Genomic DNA, 24,851 nt, shown 5'->3' with positions numbered 1-24,851 from the left:
TCGTTGCGGTGGTGTTCTCTACGCACCAGCTTCGTCCGAGGAGCCTCGCTCGGTCCCGTATCGTGCCACGCCCGACGTCCCGCATGAGCTGGTCGAGCATGTCACACGTCAAGGGACGCCATCCACATCTGCTTCGAGGACGAGGCAGGCCAGGGGCTGAGGCCGCCGAAGGGACACACCTGGACACCAAGTCCCCCTTCCGAGGAGCCCCTCACTTCACCACGCCGACTGTCCGGCAGACGATGTGGCTGCGTTTCCCGCCCTGCCGTCGGCACATCTTCCCCGGCGACACGTGGTGATACTGGTGTCCAATGAAGCTGCACGACGTCAGAGGTCCACGGCGACGGCAGATATGTGAATGTCGGCAGATGTTGATCGCCTCGCCGACCTCCGCGAACTGGCGCACTTGATCGGGCGTCAAGCGTCGAAGACCGCTTGTCATACGGTCTCGACATGGCCGGGGGCCACCCGCTCCAGCAGTTGACGCCCTGCCTCGGTCTCCCGTGCCGCGGCAGGGCCGAGGTGATGCTCCTGCCCTTGGAATGCTTTCCGAGGCCCAGGCTGAGCTAAGAGGGGAGAGTAGCCGTGACATATCCCGAACGGCGCGCGAATTCGCTCAGCCCCAGCCGTTCGCGCTTCCCGAGGGAGAAGGCGAGAGTCCGGGTGAAGAAGTCCTGCAGCATCGGGGCGGTGAAGGGCTCCCAGACGGCCGCCCGGTCGGCAAGCTCGCGGGACTCACTCCGCGCGAGGCCGCGCGCGGCCAGCAGACTGCGGTGCACCATGCCGACGATGTCCGGCTGCCGCCCCGCTGTCTCCTTCCGTACCGCCCACACGGCCAGTACGAAAGGCAGCCCTGACCAGCGTCTCCACAGCTCACCCAGGTCGTACGCCCGAACACCGGGAGAGACGGGCCGGTTCATCGTCGCCGCCAGGGCGGCGTCCCCGGTCACAACGGCGGCATCGGCAGAATCCAGCATGACCTCAAGATCAGGCGGCCGCGTCACATACCTCGGAGTGACCCCGTAGTGCTGCTCCAACAGCAGCCGGGCCATCTGTGCGGAGGTGGGACTGGTCGTTGCGAGTGCGACCGTGCGGCAATCCAGCGCGCTCAGCGGCACTTTCGTGACGATCGCGCAGGACTGGATCGGCCCGTCACTTCCGACGGCGATGTCGGGCAGCATCACGAGGTCATCGCTGTGCCGCAGATACTCGACCAATGAGATCGAGGTGACGTCCAGGTCGCCGGAGAGCAACCGTCCCGTCAGCCGGTCGGGTGTGTCCTGGACAAGGTCGATGTCCAACAGGGCGGTGCTCCGCGCCAAGCCCCAGTACAGGGGGGTGCATGTCAGGAATGCACTGCGCCCGACCCGCGGTCGCCTCGTCGGTTGACGGATCTGGCTGGAGGACGTCATGCAGATCATCTTAAGTCCCGCTCTGAACGCCCCGCGGCCGTCTTCCTGCCCCCCGGCTGCCAGTGCCCCGCACGTGCTGGACCGTCGTGTGGCCGAGGGCCGCAGCGCTGTGGGCAGGGCGACGCCCGCCTGATCGTGGCATTCCTGGGGGAGGGGGCGTTCCGGACAGGTGACGCCGCAAACAGTCCGTGGCCAGCGGTGGGACAGTTGGCGTCCCGGGCCGCGGCAGAGCGGAGGTGATGCTCCTGCCCATGGAAATGATCAGTCCCGGCTAGCTTCGCGGGAGGCGGATTGTCCGTTCCTGCGGGAGGATCGCCGGGTGATCCGCCTGGTCATCAGGGTGATGGCCGCCCAGGTGATGGGTGATTCCGAGTGCTGGATGAGCCGTTCGTAGTCGCGTGCGTGCCGGCAGGCGTGCATGACCCAGGCGTGGGAGCGTTCGACGACCCAGCGCCGGGGCAGCACGACGAACCCGGAGGCGTCCTTGAGGCGGCTGACGGTCTTGAGCGTCAGGTTCAGGTAAGTCTTCGCCCAGGTCACGAGCTGTCCGGCATAAGCGGGGTCTGCCCAGACGATAGTGAACTCGGGGTGCATCAGCCGCAGCCGGAACAGCACTTCCTTGGCCGCGTTGCGGTCGGTCATGTCGGCCGGGGTGACCATGACGAACAGCGGCAGGCCCTTGGTGTCCACGACCAGGTGCCGCTTGCGGCCGTTGCCTTCTTGCGCAGGGCCGCGTTCTCCGCCTCCAGCGGCGTGGGCGGCTCGGCAGGCGCCTCCGCCCGGCGTCCCCGTGGCCGGCTCGCTCCGGCCGCCCGGACCCAGTTCCGCAACGTCTCCGGGTTCACCCCCAGATCAGCGGCGACCGACCTGATCGTCGTCTCCGGCCGCGACTCGTACAACGCGACCGCGTCCGCCTTGAACTCCGGCGGATAGTGCTTCATGACCACGGGACATCCGTTCTCTTGAACTCAAGATCCAAGTGTCTCGGGTGTCCAAGATCCGGGGTCAAGCGCCTCGCCCCCCTCCGCCCGGCGTGGCCAGCCCGGCTACCGGCTCACGCGAATTGGGTCGAGGGCTTGCCCCAACCAGACTCTGCTTCCATCCAAGTGGCCTGACCCGACTCTTCCGCGACGACGGATAACTGCCTCGTCGTCCGTGACCGGCTCGTCGCCCGACCTGGTAGTTGGTGTGGCTGGGGTGGTCGGCGAGGAAGCCTCCGCTCCACGGCCGCTGGTTGCCGGGGTCTGTGGTGAGGCGGTGCAGGACCTCGGCGACGAGGCGGGATTTGCCTGTCCCGCCCAGGCCGGTCTCCCACCGCGGGCTGCCTCGCCAGGGATCCCTGTCGAACTCGGGGCGGCTCAGAACGTCCGCACGAGCAGCCCGAGGCGTCTCAGTCACGGGCCCACGCGCGACAATCCGGTGGCAGGTCTCGGCGGAGCTTGGTGCGGTAACTCCAGTGAAGCACGGCCGCAATGGGAGTTTCACGTCCGGGTGATGAAGTCCCACGTGCCCCGTCTTCCGATCATGGAGGCCTTCTTGAGCGAGCCCACCGCCGAGCAACTGGACGCGTACGTAATGACTCGCCTTGCCTTGGCGGGTTTCGATCTCTCCCTGCTGCCGGAAGTGTTCGACGCCGACACCGGTGTGCCCACGAGGAGCCAAGTGGTCGTCTCCCTGAGGTCGTTCGTGGCATCCACGCCGGGAGCGATATCCGGGTGGGCTCCGCCCGCAGAGACTCCCGCCGACGCACAACAGGCTTCGCCTCCTCTCATGTACCCCTCCATCACGGAGGCGTGGACGGGGAAGGCGGACGCCTGATGAGCAGATCTCTCAACCGACGTGTGTTTTTGGCGAGTTCGGCGGCGGTAGCGAGCGGCGTCGCCCTGCCGATGGCGACCCCCGCGAGCGCGTCGACGTCGGCACCCCGCGTGCCGGACATCGACGTACGCCAGGCAGCCCTGGACGACCCCTCCGAGGCCACCCTCGCCGAGGCCGTCGTGCTGATGCGGCGCGGAAAGCTCACCTCGACCACCCTCACGGAGGCGTACCTTGACCGGATCGAGCGGTACGACGGCACGTATCAGGCGTATGCGGAGGTGACCGGCGAGGCGGCGCTCGTGGCGGCACGGAAGTCGGACCGTGGCCAGGGAGCGCGCGGAGTACTGCGCGGCATCCCCCTCTGCATCAAGGACAACTACTTCACCCAGGACGTACCGACGCGCTGCAACTCCCTCATCTTCGAGGACTTCGTCCCGAACGAGGACGCCACCGCCGTCGCCCGGCTGAAGGCGGCCGGCGGGATCGTGCTGGGCAAGGGGCAGATGGGGCCGCTCGCCACCACTCGGGCCACGAAGCCCAACGGGACCGTGACCACGGTCAACGCCTGGACGCCCCAGGACCCGAGCGTCGACCCGGGCGGCTCCTCGACGGGTCCCGCCTGCTCGGTGGCCGCGCGCATGGCGGCCTCCTCGATCGGAACCCAGACCGGTGGCTCCATCGTGCTGCCCTCCAACCAGCAGAACCTGACCGGGTTGAAGCCGACCATGGGCCGGGTCTCCATCCACGGTGTCATCCCGCTCTCCTTCACACGTGACCACTCCGGTCCGCTCGCCCGCGACGCCATGGACGCGGCCCTCATGCTCCAGGTCATGGCCGGTCCCGACCTGCGCGACCCGCGCACGCTGGGACTTCCCGCGGTGCCCGATCTCGTCCGGGCCGCGACGCCCGTCGTGTCGCGCGGCGGGGCGGTCCGGATGCGCCGGGCCACCCGGATCGGTGTACCGTCCGACTTCCTGGCCGCGCAGAAGGCCCTGCGCACCGCCCTGCTGGGCCGGCTCGACGCGATCCCGGGCGTCACGCTCGTGGACATCACGTATCCCGACGACTGGACCCTGCTGACCGGCACGTTCAACGCCGCGCGACTCGCCGAACGCACTGAGCCGTTCCGGCACTGGTTGCGCACCGACCCGACAAAATTCGGTGTGTCGCTGCTGAGCTGGCTTCAGGGCCTGATGCTCTCCGGCGACGAGTGGATCACGGCCCAGCGTGCCAAGAACCATCTGCTGCGCGAGGTCCTGGACGTCGTCATGGGCCGCTGCGACGTTCTGTTGCAGACCGGTCCGGTGCCGTTCGACATCCTCGGCCTACCCGAGATCGCCTTCCCCATCGGCTTCGACGCGGAGGGGGTGCCCGTCGGGACGATCCTGGGCGGCCAACCGTACGAGGAGGACCGGCTGCTGGAGGTGGCCGCCGCGTATCAAGCGGTCACCGACTGGCACACGCGGCGACCGGACGATCCGACGACCGCGCGGTCCTTGTTGAAGTCGGCAGGGATCGAGCGCCCTCGGCTCTCGGCCGAGGAGGCGGCGGCCGCCTCCTCGTGAGCCGGCCGCCGACTCCACGATGCGTCCTCTTCCGCGAGGGGGTCTGTACGGTGACTGGTGTAACTCCCGAGCGACAGTTGATGAATGACGTGGGGAGTGACACCCAGGCCCAGGAGGTGCCCGTGGACGACGCCCTGATCCAGCAGCTGGTGGCCCGCGCGAAGGACGGCGGGATGAAGCTGGCCGGTGAGGGCGGTCTGCTGCAGCAGCTGACCAAGAAGCTGCTGGAGTCCGCCCTGGAGGGCGAGATCACCGACCACCTGGGCCACGAGAACGGCGAGCGTGCCGAGGACGGGCGGCGGGAGAACTACCGCAACGGCCACCGGGCCAAGACCGTGACCACCGACATCGGCACCGTCGAGACCGAGGTGCCCCGGGACCGGGCCGGACCTTCGAGCCGATGATGGTCAAGAAGCGCGCCAGAAGCGTCTCGCTGGCGTCGACGAGATGGTGCTGTCCCTGTCCGCGAAAGGCCTGACCCCACGGCGAGAGCGAGCAGCGCGGCCTCATCCGCGGCGCGGTAGAGCAGACAGCCCATGCGCAACCTCCGGCGGCGGAGTGAAATTCGCCGCAGACAACAGCAAGCGACTCCGCCGTGCGCTTGGCCAAGCAGCTGGTCGCTCCTGCACCGACCCCGTTGCTACGGCCTCGTGATCGGGCCTTGGCCTCGGCCGAATGCGCGGAGGGAGGAGTCGCGAGGTCGTTGCTATGCTCTCAAGGGTCGGGCGTTGGGCTCGGACGAAAACCACAACATGCCTGAGTGCTTCGGCACGTTGTTGCTATGCCCTCAGGGTCGGGCGTTGGGCTCGGACCTTACCACCTCTGATGGCCCCGTGAGCTGCAACGATAGTGTTCGTTTCGCGCGATCTTGGATTTCGGTCCGACAAGCCACGTGACGCGGGTGACGCATTCGGTTCGCATGGCCCGTGACGTGCCCTTTCATCTTGCGCGCGATCATGGGTTTCGGGCCTCTACCGGGGGGAGGCTGTACGGCCCGCTCGTGTGCGTCCCGAGCCGGGCGGTCGGGTCTCCCATTGTCGGTCTAAAACTGACGATCATCGTTGACACCTGGGTCTCCGATCACTACGGAGATCCACATGCCGAAGTCCACTCCCACCACCCCGCCGCTTGACCGTGAGGCCAAGCGGCGCCTGGCCGTCATACGCCACGTCGAAAAGGTCACCGTGGAACGTCGCAATGTCCTGCCGGTACTTCGGGATCAGCCGGCAGGCGTACTACACCTGGTACCGCCGCTACCAGGCCGAGGGTGTTGAGGGACTGCGCACCCGGTCCAAGGCACCGAAGACCTCCCCGAACGAGACCCACGTCGAAATAGTCGGGAAGATCATCTACCTCCGGCAGAACTACCACTTCGGCCCCGAGAAGATCGCCATGTACCTCAAGCGGTAGCACGACGTCACCATCAGCAAGTCGGGCGTCTGGCGCATCCTGAATCGCCTGGACATGGGCCGCCTGCCGGCCTCGCAGCGCTACAAGCGCCACGACCGCAGATGGAAGCGGTACGAGAAGCAGCTGCCCGGGCACCGGGTGCAGATCGACGTGGGGTTCATCGAGCCGCTCGCCTCGATGCCCCAAGGCCGACGCGGCGGCCGCAACAAGTACTTCCAGTTCACCGCGATCGACGACTGCACCCGCCTACGCGTCCTACGGATCTACCCGACGCTCAACCAGGCCACCGCCATCCAGTTCCTCGACTACGTGCTGCAGCGCCTGCCGTTTCAGGTCGAGGTCATCCAGACCGATAGCGGCGCCGAATTCCAATCCGCCTTCCATTGGCACGTGCTCGACAAGGGCATCGCCCACACGTACATCAAGCCCCGCACACCGCGGCTGAACGGGAAAGTCGAACGCTCCCACCGCATCGACGCTGAGGAGTTCTACGGCTCCTCGACGGCGTCATCATCGACGATGCCGAGGTCTTCAACGACAAGTTGCGCGAGTGGGAGGACTACTACAACTACCATCGCCCCCACGGCGGCCTCGGCGGCCAGACGCCCTACGAACGCCTCAAGCAGAAGACCGCGGCCCAGGCGTAATCGGTGATCGTCAGTGGCACAAGTACCGCTACCGGGCCGTCCGCGAGGTGCTCGGCGGGTTTCCGATCGGTGAGGTCGCCGCCCGGTACGGCACCTCGCGTCAGACCCTGCACAGCTGGCGAAGGAGGTTCGAGCAGGAGGGCATGCCCGGTCTGCTGGACCGCTCCCGACGCCCCCGGAACAGCCCCACGCGCCTGTCCCCGAGGTACAGGCCGAGATCTGCGAGCTGCGCCGCCGCCATCCGCGGTGGGTGCCCGCCGGATCGCCCACGAACTCGCCGGCCGCGGGATGGAGTCGGCGCCGTCACGGGCCACGGTCCACCGGGTGCTGTCCCGCAACGGCCTGGTCCGCGCCCAGGAACAGCAGCATCCGCGCAAGTACCGCTGGTGGCAGCGTGAGGCGCCCATGCACCTGTGGCAGATGGACCTGGTCGGCGGGGTTCCGCTGGCCGACGGGCGGGAGTGCAAGATGGTCACCGGCATCGACGACCACTCCCGGTTCATCGTGATCGCTTCCGTCGTGGCCGTGCCCAGTGCCCGCGCGGTGTGCTCGGCCTTCACCGCCGCGATGCGCCGCTACGGGGTGCCCTTCGAGGTGCTGACGGACAACGGCAAGCAGTTCACCGGCCGGCATACTCGCCCCCAGCCGGTGGAGGTGCTCTTCGAGCGCATCTGCCGGGAGAACGGCATCACCCAGCGGCTGACCAAGCCGCGCCCACCCACCAAAAGCCCGTAAGTGGCCGGTGTCAGCGTCGGGGGCGCAGGGATAGCGAGCGATCGGCAATCGTCATGATGATCAGGGCGGCGCTGATGCCGACCATGATCCAGGCGATCTGGTGGAGGCCGTGGTCGGTGACGTGGGTGTGGAACACGATGCCGGTGATGGCCGAGGAGGCGATCGAGCCCATGTACACGAAGGTGCGCAGCAGACCCGAGGCGCTGCCGAGTTGTTGAGCGGGAGCCTGGTCGTACAGGGCGGTCTGGTTGCCGGCTGAAGCGGCGCCCATCGAGATGCCGAACACAACGGTGATGGCGACGAACAGGCCGATCCAGGTCGACGAGGTCAACAGGAGAACGCCCGCCGAACCCGCCACGCACATCAGCGCGGCGGCGATCAGTGGTCCTCGTATGAGATTGCGCCGCGACACCGGCGAGATGACCACCGCGGACACCAGGGTCATGGGCAGCAGGAGCAGCCCGGATGCGCTCTCGGACAGGCCACGTGCGGCCTCTGCCCATTGCGTGAGCCCGTAGAGCACGATGTAGACGCACAGCATCGCCAGGCCGAAACGCAGATAGGTGCGGGTCAGAGCCCGGTTGGCCGCGAGCAGGCGCACGTCGAGGAATGGGGCGGCTGCACGCAACTCCCAGAGGGCGAGCGCCGCTCCCGCTGCCGCCGCGATGCCCAGCAGGTACCAGTGCTCGACGGGCAGGTCGTAGAGGAACACCAGCAGCGCGGTCATCGTCGTGCCGAAACCGAGGATGCCCGTCACGTCGAGGGCGGAGGCGATGCCACGGAAGGTGTGGTCGCGGCCGACGGGGTTGTCACGGGGGATCCAGGCCAGTGTCGCGGTGAGGGCGATCAGTGCTACCGGCACGTTCAGGAAGAACACCGATCGCCAGGTCAGGGCGCCGACCAGGACGCCGCCGACGGGCAGTCCCAGCGACGCTGTGGCGGTGCCGGCTATCTGTAGTGCGCCGAGGACGTTGCCGGGCGGTTCGTCGAGACCGGCGTCGTGGGCTCGGCGGCGGATTAGCAGCATCGCTGTCGGGTATGCGCAGGAGGTACCGAGACCGATCAGGACTCTGCTGATGAGCAGGGTGATCAGATCCTGCGCGAGGCCGCCCACCGTGCCGCCGGCTGCCACCAGCACGCTCCCGGTCAGAAAGACCCGTCGCGGACCGAACACCTGGGCGGCCTTGCCGGCCGTGGGCTGGGCGATGGCGCTGGCCAGATACAGTGCGGTCACCAGGGCTGTGGTCTGCCCGACGCGGACGTGCAGGCCGGCGGCGATCGGTACCAGCGCGGTAGCGATCAGTGAGCTGTTGATCGGGTTCAGCGCAGAGCCGATCAACAACGGCGCAGTGAACCGCCAGGAGAATGGACGCGCGGCACCGCCCGCCTCGCTCCGGGCGCTTGCGACGACGTCGGACTCCGGCTCATTCATGGCACGCCCCTTGCTCCTCGGGGTGAGGCTCGATGATCACGGGCGCTGGTCAGAACAGGTCGGCCAGCCGCTCGATCAGCGGCGCCGCCGCGTCGAGAGTCGCGATCTCTTCGGACGTGAAGGACGTCGCCATCGCCGCAACCATCCGGTCGGCGACGGCGCTGCGTTCGGAACTCAGCACGGACCGGCCGGCGTCGGTGACCGTGAGCAGCCAGCGACGCCCGTCAGCGGGATCAGCGGTACGGGCCACCAGCCCACGGCCTTCCAGGACCGCGACGGTGGCGCCCATCGCCTGGGGAGTGATCTGCTCACGCCTGGCCAGTTCCGCAGTGGTGACCGCACCCAGCCGCTCGAGCCGCGAGAGGGCCGTCAGCTGCGGGCCCGTCAAATCTCCCTCGCTGAGCGCTTCGTGGCTGCGGCGCCTGAACGTGCCGATGCTGATCCGCAACCGCGTGGCAACCCCGATCAGTGCGGGGTGCGGCTCAAGGGTTTCGGTGCGGTCGTCCGATGCTCGTGAAGCCATATTGGAAGGTTAACCTTGTAAGATGAGGTTTGCAAGGCTAGCCTTCCAGTAGAAGGCGGCGTCGCCGCCGAGCGGGTGGTCGGGTGGGCCAGGGCGCTGTGTACTCACCGACCACCCAGGTCACCTGCGGGCTCAGGAGGCGGAGACGGCCGGCCAGGACTTCGCCTGGGCACCGGCGGCGAGCAGGGCCGGGCCGGTCAGTTCCTGTCGCCGGCGGTGACCCCGGTGTCCGTCTTGCAGGGACCACAGTCGTGATCTTCGTATCGGCCCTGGTCGACGACTCACCCGAGACGGTCAGCGGCTCTGCCCGATCGGACGGTAACTCGGATGGTCGGCTCGTCGGGCCGCCCGCTTGAGATCCGCGGGTGGCACACACCTTCGACGAACTCGTGGAGATGCAAAGGGCAGCAGACGCAGCGCAGGCGAAGGTCGAGCAGCTCCGCGACCAGTACGGGCCGCCCACCCGCGAGCCATGGAGCGAGCAGCAGAACGAAACGTACGAGACCGCGTGGCGTGCCTGGCGTGACCTCGCCCGCGACGTCCAGGCCGCGGTCACACCCAGTACGCAGCCTGAGCAGCCGGGTCCGGCCCGCGACCAGCCGCAGGCGGCGGCACAACCGCGCGGCCGGACGTCCGCCGAGTTCGATCGCGATCGACCGCAGCCATCCTGTCAGCCCGGTGCTGGAACGGCGGTGCCGCTCGGACAGGCCCGGCACCTGCTCGACGAACGTCTTGCGGGAACAGCTCTTCCGGTCGCAGAAGTACCGGTGGACCCGCAGCCGGACCATGGCCCGACGGGATCCCAACGGCCTTTCATCTAGGGCACGTTGATATGTGCTGTGTACGCGCCTCGCCTGTTTCCGGCAGTCCGGGCATCGGCCCGGGTGAGCGGTGGACACCGCCTCCACCACCAGGACGTCGGAGGAGTCGCTGACGCGCTCCACTCGCACATCGATCCCGGGAAACAGCACAGCCTCGACCGTCTTGCTCGCCATGGCAGGAGACACTCTGCCGAAACGATCCCTCGTTCCCCTCGCGGACCTGGAGATTCACGGAACTGCGGACAGAGCCAAAAGTGACGAGCACGAGCATGCGTGAGACCCGGCCGTGGATCTTTGATTGCGCCGATGCTGTCCGTCTCTGCCTTCGAGATGCGCGGGCTCGTCTAGGCTGGCCCGGTGGGGGTCAAGCTGCGGGAACGGTGGGGCAGGCAGCCGGTGTGGGCGAGGTGGGCTCTCGCGGTGTACTTGATCGGTTTTCTTGTGGGGACTCGCACCCACGTTCTCGATGTGGCCCGTGACGGTGTCCACGCCTATGCGATGTTCCCGCAGGTGCCCTTGCAGGTGTTCTTCGTCAGCCTGGTGGTCCTCGATCCGCTGGTCATCGTGCTGGTGGGACTCGCGCGGCGAGAAGGGATCTGGCTGGCGGGTGCCGTGATGGTGCTGGACATGTGCGGTAACTGGTGGGGCAACCGGCACTGGCTTCACGACGATCCCTCGCAGCTGATGCGGCTGGTGCCCCTCACGATCTTCGGAGTGTTCGTCGTCGCGTCCGTGCTCCCCTTGCATCGCGCGGTCGCCGGGATGGCCGACAAGCCCGAGACGGCCGTGCCGTCTGCCTGACAAGGGCGGTTTGCCGAGGGCCCGGCGACCGTCAGGTCGTCGGTCGATTGGGGGGAGGCCCGGCATAAAGAAAGTACGCGGATCCTCGACGTGGGGACGAGCACCGGCACTGCCGCCGCAGTTGCCTGTGAGCGGGGAGTGAAGGTGACGGCGGTGGATGCCGCACCCGGCATGGTCGCCCGGGCCGCGCTGGCGGCTCCGGAAGCTGACGTACGGCCTGCCGCTCTGCTCCGCCTGCCCTTCGCCGACGAGCAGTTCGATGCCGTTGGCGGCAACTTCGTTCTCAACCATGTCGGACAGCCCCGGGATGCCCTGCGAGAGATGCGGCGCGTCACACGTCCTGGCGGGTGGACAGCCGTCACCATCTGGACGGTTCCCGCGGCCCCCGGGCAGGCCCTGTTGGGCAGGGCCGTCCAGGCGGCGGGCGTCACCCGTCCCGTTCACCTGCCCGCTCTCGCTCCCGAAGACGACTTCCCGCGTATTCAACAGGGCCTCGCCGCGTTGCCCAGTGAGGCGGGTCTGAAGGAAGTCATCTGCGACACCCTGTCCTGGGGTCATCGGACGACGCTTGAGGAGTGGCGGAGCGGACCGGCCGCCGAAGTGGCGACGATCGGCCAGATCGTGACGAGCCAGAGCCCATCGGTGATCGCGGAGATCAGAACGCCGGGGTCCGTCGAGGGCCTGGGCTCCACCCACCCGCACGCCCACGGTGCCGACGCGGGTCTCGGTGAACTGCCCGAGTCGGCACAAGCGCCGGTGACCTGCCAGGTGATGGTCCAGGTCGAAGTGGCGGTCAGCCGGTGGTACTCGCCGGGCTGACCGCTGCCGGCACCGATGCGGACCGAACGGCGCCGCGGTACTGCCGGAGCACCTCGTGGACTCAGCCTGGCCCTCGGTGTCACCGGGTGGGTACCAGGACTCAGAGGGTGACGACCAGCTTCTTGGCGGAGACGCCGCTTTTGAGTTCCCGCAGGGCGTCGGGGATGTGGGCGAGGCCGTGGCCGATGATGGTCGCCTCCGGTGCGGGCCGGTAGGCGCCGGTGGCGAGTGCAGTCGGCAGGAAGCCGGTGTAGATCGCCGGTCCGACCTCGTTGTCCTTCAGGGTGCCGCCCCAGATGCTGCTCACCCGTACGCCGTGCCGCCGCGCGCGCCGTCGCATGATGTGCGTGAACAGCGCGGGCTGTGTGGAGGCGATCCGCTTGCCGCCCGGTGTGCGAGCCGCGATCGCGATCGCCTTCAGGAGCGACCCGGATCCGATCGCGAGTGTGCCCGCGAGCGGACTGCCGGCGATCCGTTCCAGGATCTCCTCGACGACGGTGGGACTGCTGCGGTCGACGACATGGACTGCGCCCAGCGAGCGGACATGGTCGAAGTTGTGCGGTGACGCGGTGGCCACGACCTGGTAGTCGGCGTTGCGGGCGAGTTGGATAGCGTTGCTTCCGACGCTCGTCGAGCCACCCCATACGAGCACCGTCTCCCCGCGGTCGGCGGGCTCGGCGCCGGGCATCGCAAGGCCGAGATGGTCCTGCTGGAACATGCCGGTCGCGGCGGTCGACAGCGCCAGCGGGAGCACGGCCGCCTCAGCGAAGGTCAGCGAGTCGGGGAGGGGGGAGACCATGTGCTGCATGAGCACGACGTAATGCTGGAAGGCGCTCTCAGCAGCTCGATTCTGGGACTTGTCGACCCCGAACGCGTGCCCGAGGACGCGATCGCCCGGTTGCAGCCGGGTTACGTCCGCACCCACCTCGACGACCTCTCCGGCGACGTCCGATCCCACGACGGCCGGAAAGGTCAGCCAGGGCAGGGCCAGGCGGTACAGGAAGCCCGGTAAGCCGTCGATGGGATTCACGGCGACCGCCCGCACTCGAACGACGACCTCGTTCGCCGCCGGGGACGTGTAGGGCGCGGGCCCCACCTCGAAGCGGGCGCCTGGCTTCGGCAGCCAAAGTGCGGTGTTCTGACGGGACATCATCTACGAGCCTCTCTCCCTTGCATGTCGAGATCGCTGGCTGGTCGCACACGCCGCAGCCGTGGAATCGAACGTGTCCGACATCCAGAGACTAGGCAGTGTCTAGAAACTAGTCAACGTCTAGTTCCAGGTAGGATGAAGTCATGTCTCATCGGCCTTTCCATCACGGCAATCTCCGTGCCGTGCTGCTCGAACGAGCGGAGGCGGTGCTTCGGGAGCGTGGCATCGACGCGTTGTCCCTGCGCGAACTGGCGCGCGAGGCGGGTGTCAGCCATGGAGCCCCTCGCAGTCACTTCGCCGACCGCAACGCTCTGCTCGACGCGCTGGCGGAGCGGGGCTTCGTCCGGCTCGCCGACGAGATCCGCGAGGCCGCTTCCCGTGCGCGGGAAGACCACGCGCGCACCCTGCGCGCGGCGGCCTCCGCCTACGTGCGGTTCGCCGTACGCGAGCCGGCCTTGCTCGACCTGATGTTCACGGCGAAGGTCGAGGACGGGCCCTCGGAGGCCGTACGAAGCGCCTCCGAGCGCCTGTTCGCCACCATGGCCGAGATCATGAACGCTGGTGTCGAAGCGGGCGCGTACGACGCATGCGACGTGGGACGGCTCACCCTGCTGCTGTCCGCGACCGTTCAGGGCATCGCGGCGCTCGTCACGTCCCGGCGGATCACAACGCCCCAGAGCGAGGCGCTCATCGACGACGCGATCACCCTCTTCCTCTCCGGAGCTTCGGCCGAACGCTAGCTGCGTTCGCTTCACCTGACACCGCATCGGGCATTGAGGAGGCGGGGGGCCGCGGACCGCTGGAGGCCGCTCTGAAGGACATCACCACGCCGATGCAGGTCGGCGAGGACTGCTCGCTCGCCGTCTGTGACAGCGGGTGCCATCCCCTGACCGCCTCGATGACGTACGACTCCGCTACCCAGACCGCCGTGGAGCAGATTGGTGCACACGCCGAGCCGGAACGAGTTTCCGTGGGAAGGCGCTGAGCGGTATCGCCGGTGCCTGCAGAGCAACCGGATGATCGAGCACAACGTGCGGCGTCAGATGGCGCGCCCGTACACGGCGGGCGTCGCTCACGGTCGGGTGGCCGTGTCCCCCAGCCGCGTCAGGCACTGAGACGGAGCTGACACCGTCCCAAGTGCATGCGGGTCCGCACAACTCGATAGGGTGCCATTAAACGTTGCGTAAAGAAACCGTCAAGTCGGACAGGGAGAACAGCCGTGGGCGCTGCGCGCATGAGTGGTACGCCGTTGCCGGGAATCGGGGTCCGCTACGACCTCAGCACGCGAGAACAGCGCCGTCTGTCCGTGGTCGCGCACCGGGACGGATCGCGGACCCTGAGCGCGTACCGCGTGGACGATCCGGACGCCTGCGCCTTGTCGGTGCGCCTGACCGCCGGGGAGGCGGCTGCGGTCATCGACGCGCTCATGCCGGCCCATCACAGCCCCAACCTGCTGTCGACGACCGAGTTGGGGCTGGTGGCGGAACGCATCGAACTGTCGGCGACCTCGTACTGGAACGGGCGGCTCCTGGGCGAGACCCGGATGCGCACTGAGACCGGTGTGTCGATCGTGGCGGTGCTGCGGCGTGCCGAGGCGATCCCGTCGCCCGGCCCCGACCTCCGGCTGGCCGGCGGGGACACGCTGATCGTGATCGGCACGCGCGAGGGCGCCGATGCCGCCGCGGCGATACTCGGACGGGAGTGATACGCGTGCATTCGTCTGCGGTCTTCCTGATCGAGTTCGGTGCGATCATCCTCGGCCTGGGGCTGCTGGGCCGGTTCGCCGGGCGCTTCCAGTTCTCACCCATCCCTCTGTATCTCCTGGCCGGACTCGCCTTCGGTCAGGGCGGACTGCTCCCGCTGAACACCAGTGAGGAGTTCGTCGCCATCGGCGCCGAGATCGGCGTGATCCTGCTGCTGCTCATGCTGGGGCTGGAGTACACCGCCAGTGACCTGGTCTCCAACCTCAAGACCCAGTACCCGGCGGGGCTCGTCGACGCCGCGCTCAACGCCCTGCCCGGCGCCGCGATGGCGCTGCTGCTCGGCTGGGGGCCCGTGGCGGCGGTCGTCCTGGCAGGGGTGACCTGGATCTCCTCGTCCGGTGTGATCGCCAAGGTCCTGGGCGATCTGGGGCGGCTGGGCAACCGGGAGACGCCGGTGATCCTCAGCATTCTCGTCCTCGAGGACCTGTCCATGGCCGTGTACCTGCCGATCATCACTGCGCTGCTGGCCGGCGCGGGGCTGGCAGCCGGCAGTGTCACGCTGGCCATCGCCCTGGGGGTCGCCGCGCTGGTGCTGCTGGTGGCGGTGCGGTTCGGCCGGCACATCTCGCGCTTCGTCTCCAGCGACGATCCCGAGAAGCTGCTGCTGGTAGTCCTGGGCCTGACCCTGCTGGTCGCGGGGCTCGCGCAGCAGTTGCAGGTCTCGGCGGCCGTGGGCGCGTTCCTGGTCGGCATCGCCCTGTCGGGCGAGGTGGCTGAGGGCGCGCACAATCTGCTGGCTCCGCTGCGTGACCTGTTCGCCGCGGTGTTCTTCGTGTTCTTCGGACTGCACACCGACCCGCAGAGCATTCCGCCGGTGCTGCTGCCCGCGCTCGCCCTGGCCGTCGTCACCGCGCTGACCAAGATCGCCACCGGGTACTGGGCTGCCGGGCGGGCCGGTATCTCCGTCAGGGGACGCTGGCGTGCGGGCGGCACGCTGGTGGCCCGGGGCGAGTTCTCCATCGTCATCGCCGGGCTCGCCGTCACCGCCGGGATCGAGCCGTCCCTGGGCCCGCTGGCCACGGCGTACGTGCTGATCCTCGTCATCCTCGGCCCGCTCACCGCCCGCTTCACCGAACCGGTGGCCCGCCGCCTGACGGGCCTGTTCGGCAAGGCCGCCCCGACCGGCGGCGCACCGGCCGAGGGCGCGGCACGGAACTCCGGACCGCAGGAGACGGCGGTCGGCCAGGACACGGTCAGCCGGAAATGAGTGCGGTCGGCCGGGCATGATTGGGACGGCTGGCCGTCCACCGCGCCGCGGCCGCCCGGTGGACCGTCGAGATCAGGAACGGGGCGGGCGAACCCGCTGTCTGCGCGCGGTGCGCTGGGGAACGCACCGCTCCCCCGCCATACCCGCCAGGACCATACCGGTGACGATCGGCAGCCTGTGGGCCCGGGTGGCACCGGTGCCCAGCGCACCAAGGACGAGGGCGAGCACCAGCCAGGGCCCGGTGCGCCGGTATTCGCGTGACGGGCAGGAGCGGCGGACCCGGAGGGCGCGGGCGAACCGGGGATCGTCCTGGTACACGCGAGCCGCGATCGCGCCGAGCAGGTTGTCATCGGTTGTGGGCGTGGCGCGCTCCTCTCCGCACGCGGCGGCGGGGCGTAGTCGTCCAGGGTCAGGCACGTCATTTCCCGCCGGAAGACATGGAAGTCGACGTCAAGTAACCCAGTTCATTGCAGTCGGCGTAGGTGTCGAACACTTCATCCTTGGCCATGTAGGTGGCATCCCCGTAGCGCTGCTCGTCGCAAGCTCGTGCGGTCCCCCGGTCGTCCAGTCTCGGCGCCGGGCGAACCCTGGTCCCTGCGCCTGTGGGACCGGCGGGTTGACCGGGGTCGCTCGGGACGGTCGGGCGCGCTCGTACGCGACGGCCGGGCTGTCATGCCGCAGTGGGTCACCGGCTCGACCAGGGTGCGTACGGCCGGAGACAGGACGGGCTGGACTCGCCGGAGGCGACTGCGGGGGATGTGACCCTGCACAGGACGCTGTGCGCAAGCGTGGTGCTGGGTGCGGCTGCCGCGTCAGTGTCGGCGGATCCGCAGGCGGCCGTGCTCGAGGCGGACAGACAGGGGCCGGCTCACGACACCGGCTCCCCGGTCGTGCCGGGTGCGGGCCCGTCGCAGCGGACGAGGTGTTCGGGGCCGCCTGCGCCGTCCCAGGCCGCGATCCATTTGGTGAGCGGGTAGAAGGTACCGTGCGGGTCGGGAGGCTCTATGACGCCGCCGGTGTAGAGGAGCAGGATGTCGCCGGTTTCGAAGACGAAGGTCTCGACCCTGTACTGGTCCTCCGAGGTGCGGTGATGCCCAGCGGGATTCCGGGACTGCTCGCTTCCAGGGTGCGGACGTGGCCGTTGCGCAGCAAGACCGCCCCACGAGCAGACAGCAAAGGCACACTCCACTTCCCCAAGTCGGCGCCGCTGAGCGACGTGCAGCGCACGAACATCAGTCACCCCACGGCTGAGCTCGTTTTCGGCATGTAGGGGTTCGGTACGCCAGGAGCGTCGGTTCCGGGGTCGGGGCGACGTCAACTGGTGAGCTCCGGGACGCCCGTACGCGCGGCCCAGCTGCTGTTTCAGGGCCTCAGTTCGCGGGCAGTCGGGAACAGGCCGAGCCCGGCGCCCAGGACCGGATCGGCCGGCATCAGCGGCGGGATCCGGTCCCACATGGCATCAGTGATCACTGATCGGACAGGCGCATCCGCTCAACAGTTGAGCACCCACCTATGCGGTCGGCTTATCACGGTAGGGCGCCAGGAACGCGGTAAGCGCCGACAGCATCGCATCTGGGGCTTCCTCGGCGGGGTAGTGGCCGCACTCGGGGAGGACAACGCTCTCCACATCGTCGGCGGCAAGCTTCATCGTTGCGCCGACCGATGCGCCCAGGTTCTCCGCTCCCCCGATCGCCAGAACGGGCAGGGACAGCCGTCGGGTCTTGCGCTTGTGGTTCTGCGCGATGGTCGTATCGAGTGCGCGGTAGAACTCGAAGCTGGATCGCAGGGCTTCCGGGTCGGCGGCGATGATGTCGACGTAGTGCTGGACGGCGTAGTCGGGCAGTGCCTTCGCGGATTTCGTGGCGAACTGATGGCCGAAGTAGAGACGTTCCCGTCCGCTGACCAATTGCTCGTTGACGCCGGTGAGGCGGTTGAAGGCGAAGTGCCAGAGGCGGTCATTGGCCTCCTGGCTGCCGAAAAGAGGCGGTGTCGGGGAAAGTCCCGGGATCGCGGCCTCGGCGACGGCCAGGCGGACCAACCGGTCAGGATGATCAGCGGCCAGGGCATAGCCGGTCCACATCCCGACGTCATGACCGACCATGGCGAAGCGCTGATGCCCGAGCGCGTCCATCAGCGCCACCATGTCGCCTGCGAGCGTGCCGGTGTCGTACCCGTCCAGGGGTTTGTCGGACAGCCCGACACCGCGCGGATCGACCGCGACGACGGTGAAGTCCCGGGCCAGCGCGGGCATCAGCAGGCGCCAGGCGTACCACGTCTGAGGCCAGCCGGCCAGCAACAACAACGCGGGTCCTTCGCCGCCGGTCACGGCGTGCAGGCGCAGCTCGCCGGTATCGATGTACTGGCTGGTGAAGCTGTCGGTGAATCGGGCCGGGAGGCCGGGCGCTCCGGAGACGGAACCGGGGCCTTCGGGCGTGGGCAGGTGGGTTGACGACAGACTCACGATCATCCTTTGCGGCAGTGGTTGACGGGATTTCATGGAGTGGGCAGGAGGGAGCGCAGCCACGCGACACGGCTCTCGCTCAGGTGGTGGCGGGGCGGCTCAGTGCGCCGGCGAGGGTTGTCGCTACGACGGTGACGGCGAGGAGCAGGGTTGCGACGTCCTGGTTGATCATCTGGTCGAGGAGCCCGAGGGCCAGCGTGGGCACGATCGTGCCCGTGTAGGCGAACAGGAAGTACGTGGAGAGCAGATCCGCCCTGCGCCGCGGATCGGCGAGCCGCTGGGCGACCCCGACGCCGCCGAGGGTGTACACCGCGGCCACGAGCCAGAACCCTGCGCGCGCCCGGCGCCCGTCGACGGGCGGGACGACATGCGTGCGGCCGTCCGGGGCGATGTCGTTGATCATCGTGCGGCCTTTCGTGTGGGCGAACCGACGTCCCTCACGCTAGCCATCTTGGATCGATCGGTCAAAGATAATCTGACCGATCGATCCAAGATGCAGGTAGGCTCACAGCGGGGTCATGAAACTGGAGGTGCACGCCATGTCCGGCCGGAAGCAGTTCGACGTCGATGCGGCCGTGGACCAGGCCATGCGAGTGTTCTGGCAGCGTGGATACGCGGACGCCTCCCTCGATGCCCTCGGCTCCGCCACCGGTCTCGGCCGCGGCTCCCTCTACGGCGCCTTCGGCAACAAGGACGCCCTCTTCCGCCGGTGCCTCGATCGCTACGCGTCGATCTACGGCGCGCAGTACGAGCAGGCACTGACGGCACACGCCGGTGATCCGGTACGTGCGGTCGAGGCATTCTTCGACGTCGTCCTGAGCCGCATCGCCGACCCGTCGGTCCCTGTGGGATGCCTCATCGCACAGTCCGCGGCGCAGTCACCGACTCTGAGGGAGGAAAACAGCACTCAGGTGCGAGGCCTGCTCGACCTGCAGCGCCAACGGATCCGCACGGCACTGGCGGACTCCTCGGCCGACACCCGAACGCTCGACGAACTCGCCACATTCGTCGTCGCCGTCAACCAGTCGCTGGCCGTACTGAGCCGCGCCGGTACTTCGGACGCCGAACTGCGCTCCGTGGCCCGGCTCGCATGCACGACGGTGGCGGACACCCTCACCCGGGCAGCATCGGTGGATGCAGCCCGAGGCTGACGGGCACCGGCTCCGCCGCAAGGGGGCCTGGTTTGGGCGATTGTCCCAGCGGTGGGTGGTGACCGAAGCCGGCCAACGCCAGGTAGCCACGGCCTACATCGACGCCGTCTTCCGGCGCCACCTCACCGGCGACAAGCGGTTCGACGCGATGCTGACCGGCAAGCGACACCCCCTGGCGCGCATCGCCTCCGTCGACGTTACGGCCGACCGCCGCTGACTCCGTACTGCCCCTCCCCCGTCATCGGCCGGTCGCGCCGAGGAGCGCTGTCACGAGCCGACGCGCGTACGCGGCGTCAAGTCCGTCCGGGCGGAAGAGGATGCGGTACATCAGGGGGGCGACGACGTGGTCCATGACCGTCTCGACGTCGGGTGTCTTCTCCCCGCGTCCGGTCGCGCGGGTGAGGATGACGTCGATCTGTTCGGCGGCGTAGGCGGAGCACTGGCCGGCGTTGCCACCGTCAGGGTCGCCGAGCAGGGCGTCACGGACGTAGGCGCGGCCGGTGGGAGAGGACATTTCGTCGAGGAACTGCTCGGCCCAGACCATCAGGTCGAGTGGCAGAGCGCCGTGATCCCTGGGCGCGGTCTCAGGGCGCAGACGCTCGACCGCCACGTCCGACAACAGCTCCTGCAGATCCCCCCAGCGGCGGTAGATGGTCGATGGTGTCACGCCTGCGCGCAAGGCGATCATCGGCACCGTCAGCGCGTCCCGGCCCACCTCCGAGGCGAGTTCGCGTACGGCGGCGTGCACCGACGCCTGCACCCGGGCGCTGCGACCCCCGGGGCGTACCATCTGCCTGCTCATGGAGCCCATCTTAAAGCGAAATCATTGCGTCTGGCGGCCGTACGCTGCTGTGCGACCAACGGGCCGCCCTCCGATGGCCTTCTCGCCGCGCGTCGTTTGCTTCGGCGCCGCCTCGGTGCACGCCGGCAACGGGCAAGGCCTCTGTCGGCTCCATCGCCCCTGACCCCGTCACGGCTCGGGCACCCTTGGGGAACGCCCGCACAGGCTCTGTCATCGGGAGCGGGCGAGTGCCCGACGGCTGCGTCCGAGCCGTCAGGCATCGACCCTGCCGGAGCGGCGCTGCCGGGTACGTCATTCGCTCACGTCGCGCGTGCGAGGTCACGGACGGGCTGGGTCTGCTCATAGGCGTGGCCGACCCGCAGGAGCACGCTCTCTTCGAGCGGTCGCCCGAGCAGTTGCATGCCGATCGGCAGGCCCGCCGTGTCGTGACCGACGGGCAGGGAGAGGGACGGTACCCCGGTGATGTTGGCGGGGGCCGACAGGCGTACGTAGGCGTCGGAGACGCCCTCGACAGAGCCGTCGGCCCACGTGATCGTCTCCTGGCCGACCCTGACGGCGGTGGCCGGGACGGTGGGGGCGGCGATCAAGTCGACGTCCTCGAGCATGCGGGCCCATTCCTGGCGCATGAGGGTCCGGGAGCGCTGGGCGCGCAGGTAGTCCCCGGCGGTCATCAGTTCGCCGGCCTCGAGGAGGATACGAACATCGGCCTCGTAGAGCTCGGGGACCGTGCGCAGGGTGTCCGCGTGGTAGGCGGTGGCCTCGGGCACCATCAGACCCCACTGGGTGGCCTGGACGTAGCGCGTCATGGGGATCTCGACCTCGACGAGCCGTGCGCCGAGGGCTTGAAGCTGGTCGATGGCATGCCGGACCGCGGCTTCGATCTCGGGGGCGATGTGGTCGAAGTAGTAGTTGCGCGGCACGCCGATCCGCAGCCCCTTCAGGTCCACGGCCGCGGGCGGCCGGTAGTCGATGGCGGGTGCGGTCAGGGAGGCGGGATCGCGGGGGTCGTGTCCGGCCAGGGCGGTCAGGACCAGGGCCGCGTCCTCCACGGTGCGGGTGATCGGGCCGACGTGGTCCAGTGACCAGGACAGGGACGTGACGCCGTGGCGCGGGAGGAGGCCGTAGGTCGGCTTGAGGCCGACCACCCCGTTGAGCGCGGAGGGCACCCTGATGGATCCGCCGGTGTCGGTGCCCAGGGCGAAGGTGGCCATGCCCGCTGCGACGGCGACGGCGGATCCGCCGCTGGAGCCGCCGGCGACCCGGCCCGTGTCCCAGGCGTTGCGGGTCTGCGGGGTGGTCAGGCCATAGGCGAACTCGTGCGTATGCGTCTTGCCCAGCAGGACCGCACCGGCCCGCGTCAGCCGCGCGGCGACCGTGCTGTCGGTCTGCGCGCGATGGTCGGCGCGGACCCGGGAGCCGGCCGTTGTCGCCACGCCGGCGACGTCGATCAGATCTTTGACGCCCATGGGAATGCCGTGCAGCGGACCGCGATAGCGGCCGGCCGCGATGTCGTGTTCGCCTTCACGCGCGGCCCTGCGGGTGCGCTCGGCGGTGACGGTGGCGTAGGCATGAAGGTGCGGCTCCGTCTGTGCGATGCGCTCAAGGACGGAGTCCGCCAGCTCGACGGGAGACAGCTGCCGGGCCCGGATCGCGTCGGCGGCTTCGGTCAGGGACAGTTCATACGGTTGCATCGCGCCTCTCCTGGCTCGCGCGGTAGGCGGGGGCGGGCGGGGTGTCCCCCAGGTTCAGCTCCCGCAGGACCGCGACGACGGAATGGATGTGGTTGGCGGTGGCCGCGATCGCGGCGTGGCGGTCGGCCGGCAGCAGGAGCCCGCCACGGGCGGCCCAGCGGGCCGCTTCGGACGGGGTGAGCTCTTCGGCGGACATGGGACTTCCTTCTTCTCGGGCGGGAGCGGCGAAGCACACGCGCACAAAAGCTAAGGGTTTGCGTTAATTCACTGTAGGCGCCTACGGTGCTTTAAAGCAAACCAATAGCTTTAGGCACACGACGACCTTCCGTGACGAGACCAGAAGGACAGAACGATCATGAGCACTACGCCGGCCACCGACCCGACCGCCGCTCACTCCTGGACCGTGGGCGACGTCACCGTCCACCGCATCGACGAGACCCTCCTGCCGCCCGCCACCGGACCGTGGCTGCTGCCCGACGCCACCCCGGACCTCGTCGCCGCACACGACTGGCTGCACCCCCACTTCGCCGACGAGCAGGGCACCCTCCGCATCGACAGCCACAGCTTCGCGTTCACCCTCGGCGGCCTGCGCATCCTGGTCGACACCGGCATCGGCAACGCCAAGGAACGCGCCAACCCCGCCTGGCACGACCTGGACACCGACTACCTCCGGGACCTCACCGCCGCCGGATTCCCCCAGGACTCGGTCGACCTGGTGATCCTCACCCACCTGCACGCCGACCACGTCGGCTGGAACACACGGAAGACGGACGGCGACTGGGTACCCACCTTCCCCCACGCCCGTTACCTGACCTCCCGAACCGAGCGGGAATTCTGGGCCGGGTACGACATGGAAGAGGCACGCGAGCAGATGTTCCGGGACTCCGTGATCCCCGTCGAGCAGGCGGGGCTGCTCGACCTCGTCGACGTCCCCGCCGAGGGCGTCGACGTCGCCCCGGGCCTACGCCTGCTCCCCACCCCCGGCCACACCCCCGGCCACGTCGCCGTCAAGCTGACCAGCCACGGCCGGACGGCACTGATCACCGGCGACTGCATCCACCACCCCGTCCAGCTCGCTCACCCCGCCATCGGCGCCTGCGTCGACATCGACCCCGAACAGTCCGAGACCACGCGCCGCACGCTCCTCAGCTCACTCGCCGACACGGACACGCTCGTCCTGGGCACCCACTTCGCACCGCCCACGGCCGGCCGCGTCGTCACCGATCACGACGCCTACCGGCTTTCACCCGTCCCCGCCGACTCGCACTGACCGGCGACCGTCAGAGCCGTGCCAGGACGGCGCTTCCGTGTCGACCCGAACCTCCGGCCCAGTCGTACCGGGTCCGGGCCGAACCGTCCCTGACAGGGCTCCGCTTCCTGCGCCCCGGCCTGCACCACACCGCGACCGCACAGGCCCAGGCCGTCGTCACCCCGCATCCGACCTGCTCGAACTGAGGTCTACGACAGCTCGGTTGACCATCGATTAAACTGCAACTAGCCTGGTTTCAGTTCATCGGCGGCGACGGCAGGAGCAGGAGTTGGCGGGGCTCAGCAGCAGGAGCGCGGTGGCGATTCACGCGCTTGCGATGCTGGCGCACCGGCGTGGGGGCCCGTTGACTTCCACGGAGATCGCGGACAGCCTTGACAGCAATCCAGTCCTCGTGCGGCGCATCCTCGGACACTTGCGAGACGCTCACCTGATCTGGTCCACCGAGGGTCGGGGGGGCGGCTGGTCCCTCGCTCGCAGCCCGCGGGACATCACGCTCTATGACGCGTACGCCGCCGTCGAGGAGGGCCAGGTCTTCTCGCGGCACACCCATCCGCCCAGCCGGGCGTGCGAGGTCGGACGCAACATCGGCGACCTGCTCGACGCGGAGTTCCGGAGCGCGGAACGAGCTCTGGAGGAACAGCTCGGCAGGACGACGATCGCCGACCTGCTGCAGCGGATACTGGCCTCCGACGGCGAGCCGAGGATTCACTGATCAAGCGGTGCCGGATGCCCACCCGGCGTCAATGACGCACAACTTAACTGTAACTGGCTCAGTTACAGTCAGTTCCGCGGGGGTCTGGGGTGGAAACTCCGGACCCACCCGGCTCCCGATGTCCGGGGCCCCACGATCCAGCCCCGTGCACCACGGCCCGAACACCTACCCAGAACGGCACCAGGAGTGAGAGCGGTGTCCCAGGAATCCGAGACAACTGCGAGCACCCAGGCTCGCGGCCCTGCGACCTACGACCTCGTGATCAGGCGCGCACATGTCTTCGACGGCCGCCAGGCGCTCGCCGGTCTGTACGACGTCGCCATCAGCGGCGGACAGATCGCGTCCGTCTCGGCCGGGCCGCTCAGGGGCAGACAAGAGGTGGATGCGGCCGAAGGATGGGTCATGCCGGGCCTGATCGACACTCATCGGAATTCCTCCGTGGATACCCCCGCCTTCAGGCGGGGGAGGAAACGGACTCCTGCGGAGCAGGGCAGGGAAAGCCGATTCGCCCTCCGGGCGGATCGGCGGCACCATCAACTACCTGAGCATGGTCACAAGTTGCTGTACTAGTGTGTGAGCCATGGCCACTGGCGTGAAGCGGGCGTTCAAGTACCGCTTCTATCCGACCGATGCGCAGGCAGCCGAGCTGTCGCGCACGTTC

At 68.7% G+C, this 24,851-nt stretch carries 22 protein-coding genes and 8 pseudogenes; 17 read left to right on the top strand and 13 right to left on the bottom strand.

Annotation, left to right across the window (positions count from 1 at the left end):
- Nucleotides 1-16 precede the first annotated feature (16 nt).
- A pseudogene (locus tag IE318_RS46675) lies at nucleotides 17-103 on the top strand (IS5/IS1182 family transposase); the annotation flags it as partial.
- A gap of 463 nt (nucleotides 104-566) precedes the next feature.
- Here IE318_RS46675 and IE318_RS32345 read toward each other — a convergent pair.
- From IE318_RS32345 to IE318_RS46670, 3 genes and pseudogenes are all read right to left on the bottom strand, one after another.
- Nucleotides 567-1,412 (bottom strand): menaquinone biosynthetic enzyme MqnA/MqnD family protein, encoded by an 846-nt coding sequence (locus tag IE318_RS32345; RefSeq protein WP_189906058.1) that lies wholly within the window; start codon nucleotides 1,410-1,412, stop codon nucleotides 567-569.
- Nucleotides 1,413-1,676: 264 nt separating this feature from the next.
- Nucleotides 1,677-2,177: pseudogene (locus tag IE318_RS32340) on the bottom strand (transposase); the annotation flags it as partial.
- Between the two features lie 11 nt (nucleotides 2,178-2,188).
- Nucleotides 2,189-2,353, bottom strand: a pseudogene (locus IE318_RS46670) (transposase); the annotation flags it as partial.
- A gap of 595 nt (nucleotides 2,354-2,948) precedes the next feature.
- Here IE318_RS46670 and IE318_RS32330 point away from each other — a divergent pair.
- The 5 genes and pseudogenes from IE318_RS32330 to IE318_RS45430 form a co-directional block, all read left to right on the top strand.
- Nucleotides 2,949-3,230, top strand: coding sequence for a hypothetical protein (locus IE318_RS32330; protein ID WP_189906054.1), 282 nt, complete (start codon nucleotides 2,949-2,951; stop codon nucleotides 3,228-3,230).
- Nucleotides 3,230-4,795, top strand: coding sequence for an amidase (locus IE318_RS32325; protein ID WP_189906052.1), 1,566 nt, complete (start codon nucleotides 3,230-3,232; stop codon nucleotides 4,793-4,795). The genes IE318_RS32330 and IE318_RS32325 overlap by 1 nt, the downstream gene beginning before the upstream one ends.
- Before the next feature lie 80 nt (nucleotides 4,796-4,875).
- Nucleotides 4,876-5,275 (top strand): annotated as a pseudogene (locus IE318_RS32320) (transposase); the annotation flags it as partial.
- Nucleotides 5,276-5,892: 617 nt separating this feature from the next.
- Nucleotides 5,893-6,852, top strand: a pseudogene (locus tag IE318_RS46880) (IS481 family transposase).
- Nucleotides 6,852-7,575, top strand: a pseudogene (locus IE318_RS45430) (helix-turn-helix domain-containing protein); the annotation flags it as partial. The pseudogenes IE318_RS46880 and IE318_RS45430, both read left to right, overlap by 1 nt.
- A 22-nt stretch (nucleotides 7,576-7,597) precedes the next feature.
- Here the strand turns inward: IE318_RS45430 and IE318_RS32300 are convergent.
- Nucleotides 7,598-9,019 carry an MFS transporter gene (locus IE318_RS32300; protein WP_189906049.1) on the bottom strand — a complete coding sequence of 474 codons (1,422 nt, stop codon included), beginning with the start codon at nucleotides 9,017-9,019 and terminating at the stop codon, nucleotides 7,598-7,600.
- Between the two features lie 49 nt (nucleotides 9,020-9,068).
- Nucleotides 9,069-9,467 (bottom strand): MarR family winged helix-turn-helix transcriptional regulator, encoded by a 399-nt coding sequence (locus tag IE318_RS32295; RefSeq protein ID WP_229903888.1) that lies wholly within the window; start codon nucleotides 9,465-9,467, stop codon nucleotides 9,069-9,071.
- A 440-nt stretch (nucleotides 9,468-9,907) separates the two neighbouring features.
- On the opposite strand from IE318_RS32295, the pseudogene IE318_RS32290 reads away from it, so the two are divergent.
- The 3 genes and pseudogenes from IE318_RS32290 to IE318_RS32280 all read left to right on the top strand — a co-directional run.
- Nucleotides 9,908-10,096, top strand: a pseudogene (locus IE318_RS32290) (hypothetical protein); the annotation flags it as partial.
- A gap of 624 nt (nucleotides 10,097-10,720) precedes the next feature.
- Nucleotides 10,721-11,164: a hypothetical protein gene (locus IE318_RS32285; protein WP_229903887.1), complete on the top strand. Its 444-nt coding sequence runs from the start codon at nucleotides 10,721-10,723 to the stop codon at nucleotides 11,162-11,164.
- 72 nt (nucleotides 11,165-11,236) lie between these two features.
- Nucleotides 11,237-11,983 (top strand): annotated as a pseudogene (locus tag IE318_RS32280) (class I SAM-dependent methyltransferase); the annotation flags it as partial.
- 100 nt (nucleotides 11,984-12,083) lie between these two features.
- Here the strand turns inward: IE318_RS32280 and IE318_RS32275 are convergent.
- Nucleotides 12,084-13,136: a zinc-binding alcohol dehydrogenase family protein gene (locus tag IE318_RS32275; protein ID WP_229903885.1), complete on the bottom strand. Its 1,053-nt coding sequence runs from the start codon at nucleotides 13,134-13,136 to the stop codon at nucleotides 12,084-12,086.
- Nucleotides 13,137-13,276: 140 nt separating this feature from the next.
- On the opposite strand from IE318_RS32275, the gene IE318_RS32270 reads away from it, so the two are divergent.
- The 3 genes from IE318_RS32270 to IE318_RS32260 all read left to right on the top strand — a co-directional run bounded on the left by IE318_RS32270 (nucleotide 13,277) and on the right by IE318_RS32260 (nucleotide 16,103).
- Nucleotides 13,277-13,873, top strand: a complete 597-nt coding sequence (locus IE318_RS32270; RefSeq protein WP_189906045.1) for a TetR/AcrR family transcriptional regulator — start codon at nucleotides 13,277-13,279, stop codon at nucleotides 13,871-13,873.
- A gap of 494 nt (nucleotides 13,874-14,367) precedes the next feature.
- On the top strand, nucleotides 14,368-14,838 hold the full coding sequence (locus IE318_RS32265; RefSeq protein WP_189906043.1) for a cation:proton antiporter regulatory subunit: 471 nt from the start codon (nucleotides 14,368-14,370) through the stop codon (nucleotides 14,836-14,838).
- 5 nt (nucleotides 14,839-14,843) lie between these two features.
- Complete coding sequence (locus IE318_RS32260; protein ID WP_229903884.1) at nucleotides 14,844-16,103, top strand: cation:proton antiporter; 1,260 nt, start codon at nucleotides 14,844-14,846, stop codon at nucleotides 16,101-16,103.
- A 72-nt stretch (nucleotides 16,104-16,175) separates the two neighbouring features.
- Here IE318_RS32260 and IE318_RS32255 read toward each other — a convergent pair whose 3' ends face one another.
- The 4 genes from IE318_RS32255 to IE318_RS32240 all read right to left on the bottom strand — a co-directional run bounded on the left by IE318_RS32255 (nucleotide 16,176) and on the right by IE318_RS32240 (nucleotide 18,967).
- A complete protein-coding gene (locus IE318_RS32255; RefSeq protein WP_229903883.1) occupies nucleotides 16,176-16,520 on the bottom strand; it encodes a DUF3040 domain-containing protein in 345 nt (114 codons plus the stop codon).
- Between the two features lie 451 nt (nucleotides 16,521-16,971).
- The gene (locus tag IE318_RS46660) at nucleotides 16,972-17,292 is read right to left on the bottom strand and encodes a SpoIIE family protein phosphatase (protein ID WP_189906041.1); all 321 of its coding nucleotides are present in this window, start codon (nucleotides 17,290-17,292) and stop codon (nucleotides 16,972-16,974) included.
- Nucleotides 17,293-17,613: 321 nt separating this feature from the next.
- A complete protein-coding gene (locus IE318_RS32245; protein ID WP_189906039.1) occupies nucleotides 17,614-18,570 on the bottom strand; it encodes an alpha/beta fold hydrolase in 957 nt (318 codons plus the stop codon).
- Nucleotides 18,571-18,643: 73 nt separating this feature from the next.
- Nucleotides 18,644-18,967: a hypothetical protein gene (locus tag IE318_RS32240; protein WP_189906037.1), complete on the bottom strand. Its 324-nt coding sequence runs from the start codon at nucleotides 18,965-18,967 to the stop codon at nucleotides 18,644-18,646.
- Nucleotides 18,968-19,103: 136 nt separating this feature from the next.
- Between IE318_RS32240 and IE318_RS32235 the strand changes: the two genes are divergently transcribed.
- Together IE318_RS32235 and IE318_RS32230 are read left to right on the top strand one after the other, a co-directional pair.
- A complete protein-coding gene (locus tag IE318_RS32235; RefSeq protein ID WP_189906133.1) occupies nucleotides 19,104-19,715 on the top strand; it encodes a TetR/AcrR family transcriptional regulator in 612 nt (203 codons plus the stop codon).
- Entirely contained in the window at nucleotides 19,699-19,932 is a 234-nt protein-coding gene (locus IE318_RS32230; protein WP_229903881.1) for a hypothetical protein, read from the top strand. Before IE318_RS32235 ends, IE318_RS32230 begins: the two co-directional genes overlap by 17 nt.
- A 21-nt stretch (nucleotides 19,933-19,953) precedes the next feature.
- Here IE318_RS32230 and IE318_RS32225 read toward each other — a convergent pair whose 3' ends face one another.
- From IE318_RS32225 to IE318_RS32215, 3 genes are all read right to left on the bottom strand, one after another.
- Nucleotides 19,954-20,517: a TetR/AcrR family transcriptional regulator gene (locus IE318_RS32225; RefSeq protein WP_189906035.1), complete on the bottom strand. Its 564-nt coding sequence runs from the start codon at nucleotides 20,515-20,517 to the stop codon at nucleotides 19,954-19,956.
- A gap of 299 nt (nucleotides 20,518-20,816) precedes the next feature.
- Nucleotides 20,817-22,208, bottom strand: a complete 1,392-nt coding sequence (locus IE318_RS32220; RefSeq protein ID WP_189906033.1) for an amidase — start codon at nucleotides 22,206-22,208, stop codon at nucleotides 20,817-20,819.
- The gene (locus IE318_RS32215) at nucleotides 22,195-22,404 is read right to left on the bottom strand and encodes a hypothetical protein (protein ID WP_189906031.1); all 210 of its coding nucleotides are present in this window, start codon (nucleotides 22,402-22,404) and stop codon (nucleotides 22,195-22,197) included. The genes IE318_RS32220 and IE318_RS32215 overlap by 14 nt, the downstream gene beginning before the upstream one ends.
- 159 nt (nucleotides 22,405-22,563) lie before the next feature.
- Here IE318_RS32215 and IE318_RS32210 point away from each other — a divergent pair, with 159 nt between their 5' ends.
- The 3 genes from IE318_RS32210 to IE318_RS32200 all read left to right on the top strand — a co-directional run.
- A complete protein-coding gene (locus IE318_RS32210) occupies nucleotides 22,564-23,478 on the top strand; it encodes an MBL fold metallo-hydrolase (RefSeq protein ID WP_189906029.1) in 915 nt (304 codons plus the stop codon).
- 268 nt (nucleotides 23,479-23,746) lie between these two features.
- A complete protein-coding gene (locus IE318_RS32205; RefSeq protein WP_189906027.1) occupies nucleotides 23,747-24,190 on the top strand; it encodes an Rrf2 family transcriptional regulator in 444 nt (147 codons plus the stop codon).
- Between the two features lie 580 nt (nucleotides 24,191-24,770).
- On the top strand, nucleotides 24,771-24,851 hold an 81-nt coding region (locus IE318_RS32200), incomplete at its 3' end, for a helix-turn-helix domain-containing protein (protein WP_189906131.1).

Origin of the sequence: Streptomyces spiralis, from assembly GCF_014654675.1 — a bacterium.
Taxonomy (GTDB): Bacteria; Actinomycetota; Actinomycetes; order Streptomycetales; family Streptomycetaceae; genus Streptomyces; species Streptomyces spiralis.
This window is presented reverse-complemented; position numbering and strand designations above follow the sequence as displayed.

Coding starts and splice junctions, on each gene's coding strand:
- IE318_RS32345 (WP_189906058.1), bottom strand. CDS start 1,412: ATGACGTCCTCCAGCCAGATCCGTCAACCGACGAGGCGACCGCGGGTC.
- IE318_RS32325 (WP_189906052.1), top strand. CDS start 3,230: ATGAGCAGATCTCTCAACCGACGTGTGTTTTTGGCGAGTTCGGCGGCG.
- IE318_RS32300 (WP_189906049.1), bottom strand. CDS start 9,019: ATGAATGAGCCGGAGTCCGACGTCGTCGCAAGCGCCCGGAGCGAGGCG.
- IE318_RS32275 (WP_229903885.1), bottom strand. CDS start 13,136: ATGATGTCCCGTCAGAACACCGCACTTTGGCTGCCGAAGCCAGGCGCC.
- IE318_RS32270 (WP_189906045.1), top strand. CDS start 13,277: ATGTCTCATCGGCCTTTCCATCACGGCAATCTCCGTGCCGTGCTGCTC.
- IE318_RS32265 (WP_189906043.1), top strand. CDS start 14,368: ATGAGTGGTACGCCGTTGCCGGGAATCGGGGTCCGCTACGACCTCAGC.
- IE318_RS32245 (WP_189906039.1), bottom strand. CDS start 18,570: ATGATCGTGAGTCTGTCGTCAACCCACCTGCCCACGCCCGAAGGCCCC.
- IE318_RS32240 (WP_189906037.1), bottom strand. CDS start 18,967: ATGATCAACGACATCGCCCCGGACGGCCGCACGCATGTCGTCCCGCCC.
- IE318_RS32235 (WP_189906133.1), top strand. CDS start 19,104: ATGTCCGGCCGGAAGCAGTTCGACGTCGATGCGGCCGTGGACCAGGCC.
- IE318_RS32230 (WP_229903881.1), top strand. CDS start 19,699: ATGCAGCCCGAGGCTGACGGGCACCGGCTCCGCCGCAAGGGGGCCTGG.
- IE318_RS32225 (WP_189906035.1), bottom strand. CDS start 20,517: ATGAGCAGGCAGATGGTACGCCCCGGGGGTCGCAGCGCCCGGGTGCAG.
- IE318_RS32220 (WP_189906033.1), bottom strand. CDS start 22,208: ATGCAACCGTATGAACTGTCCCTGACCGAAGCCGCCGACGCGATCCGG.
- IE318_RS32215 (WP_189906031.1), bottom strand. CDS start 22,404: ATGTCCGCCGAAGAGCTCACCCCGTCCGAAGCGGCCCGCTGGGCCGCC.
- IE318_RS32210 (WP_189906029.1), top strand. CDS start 22,564: ATGAGCACTACGCCGGCCACCGACCCGACCGCCGCTCACTCCTGGACC.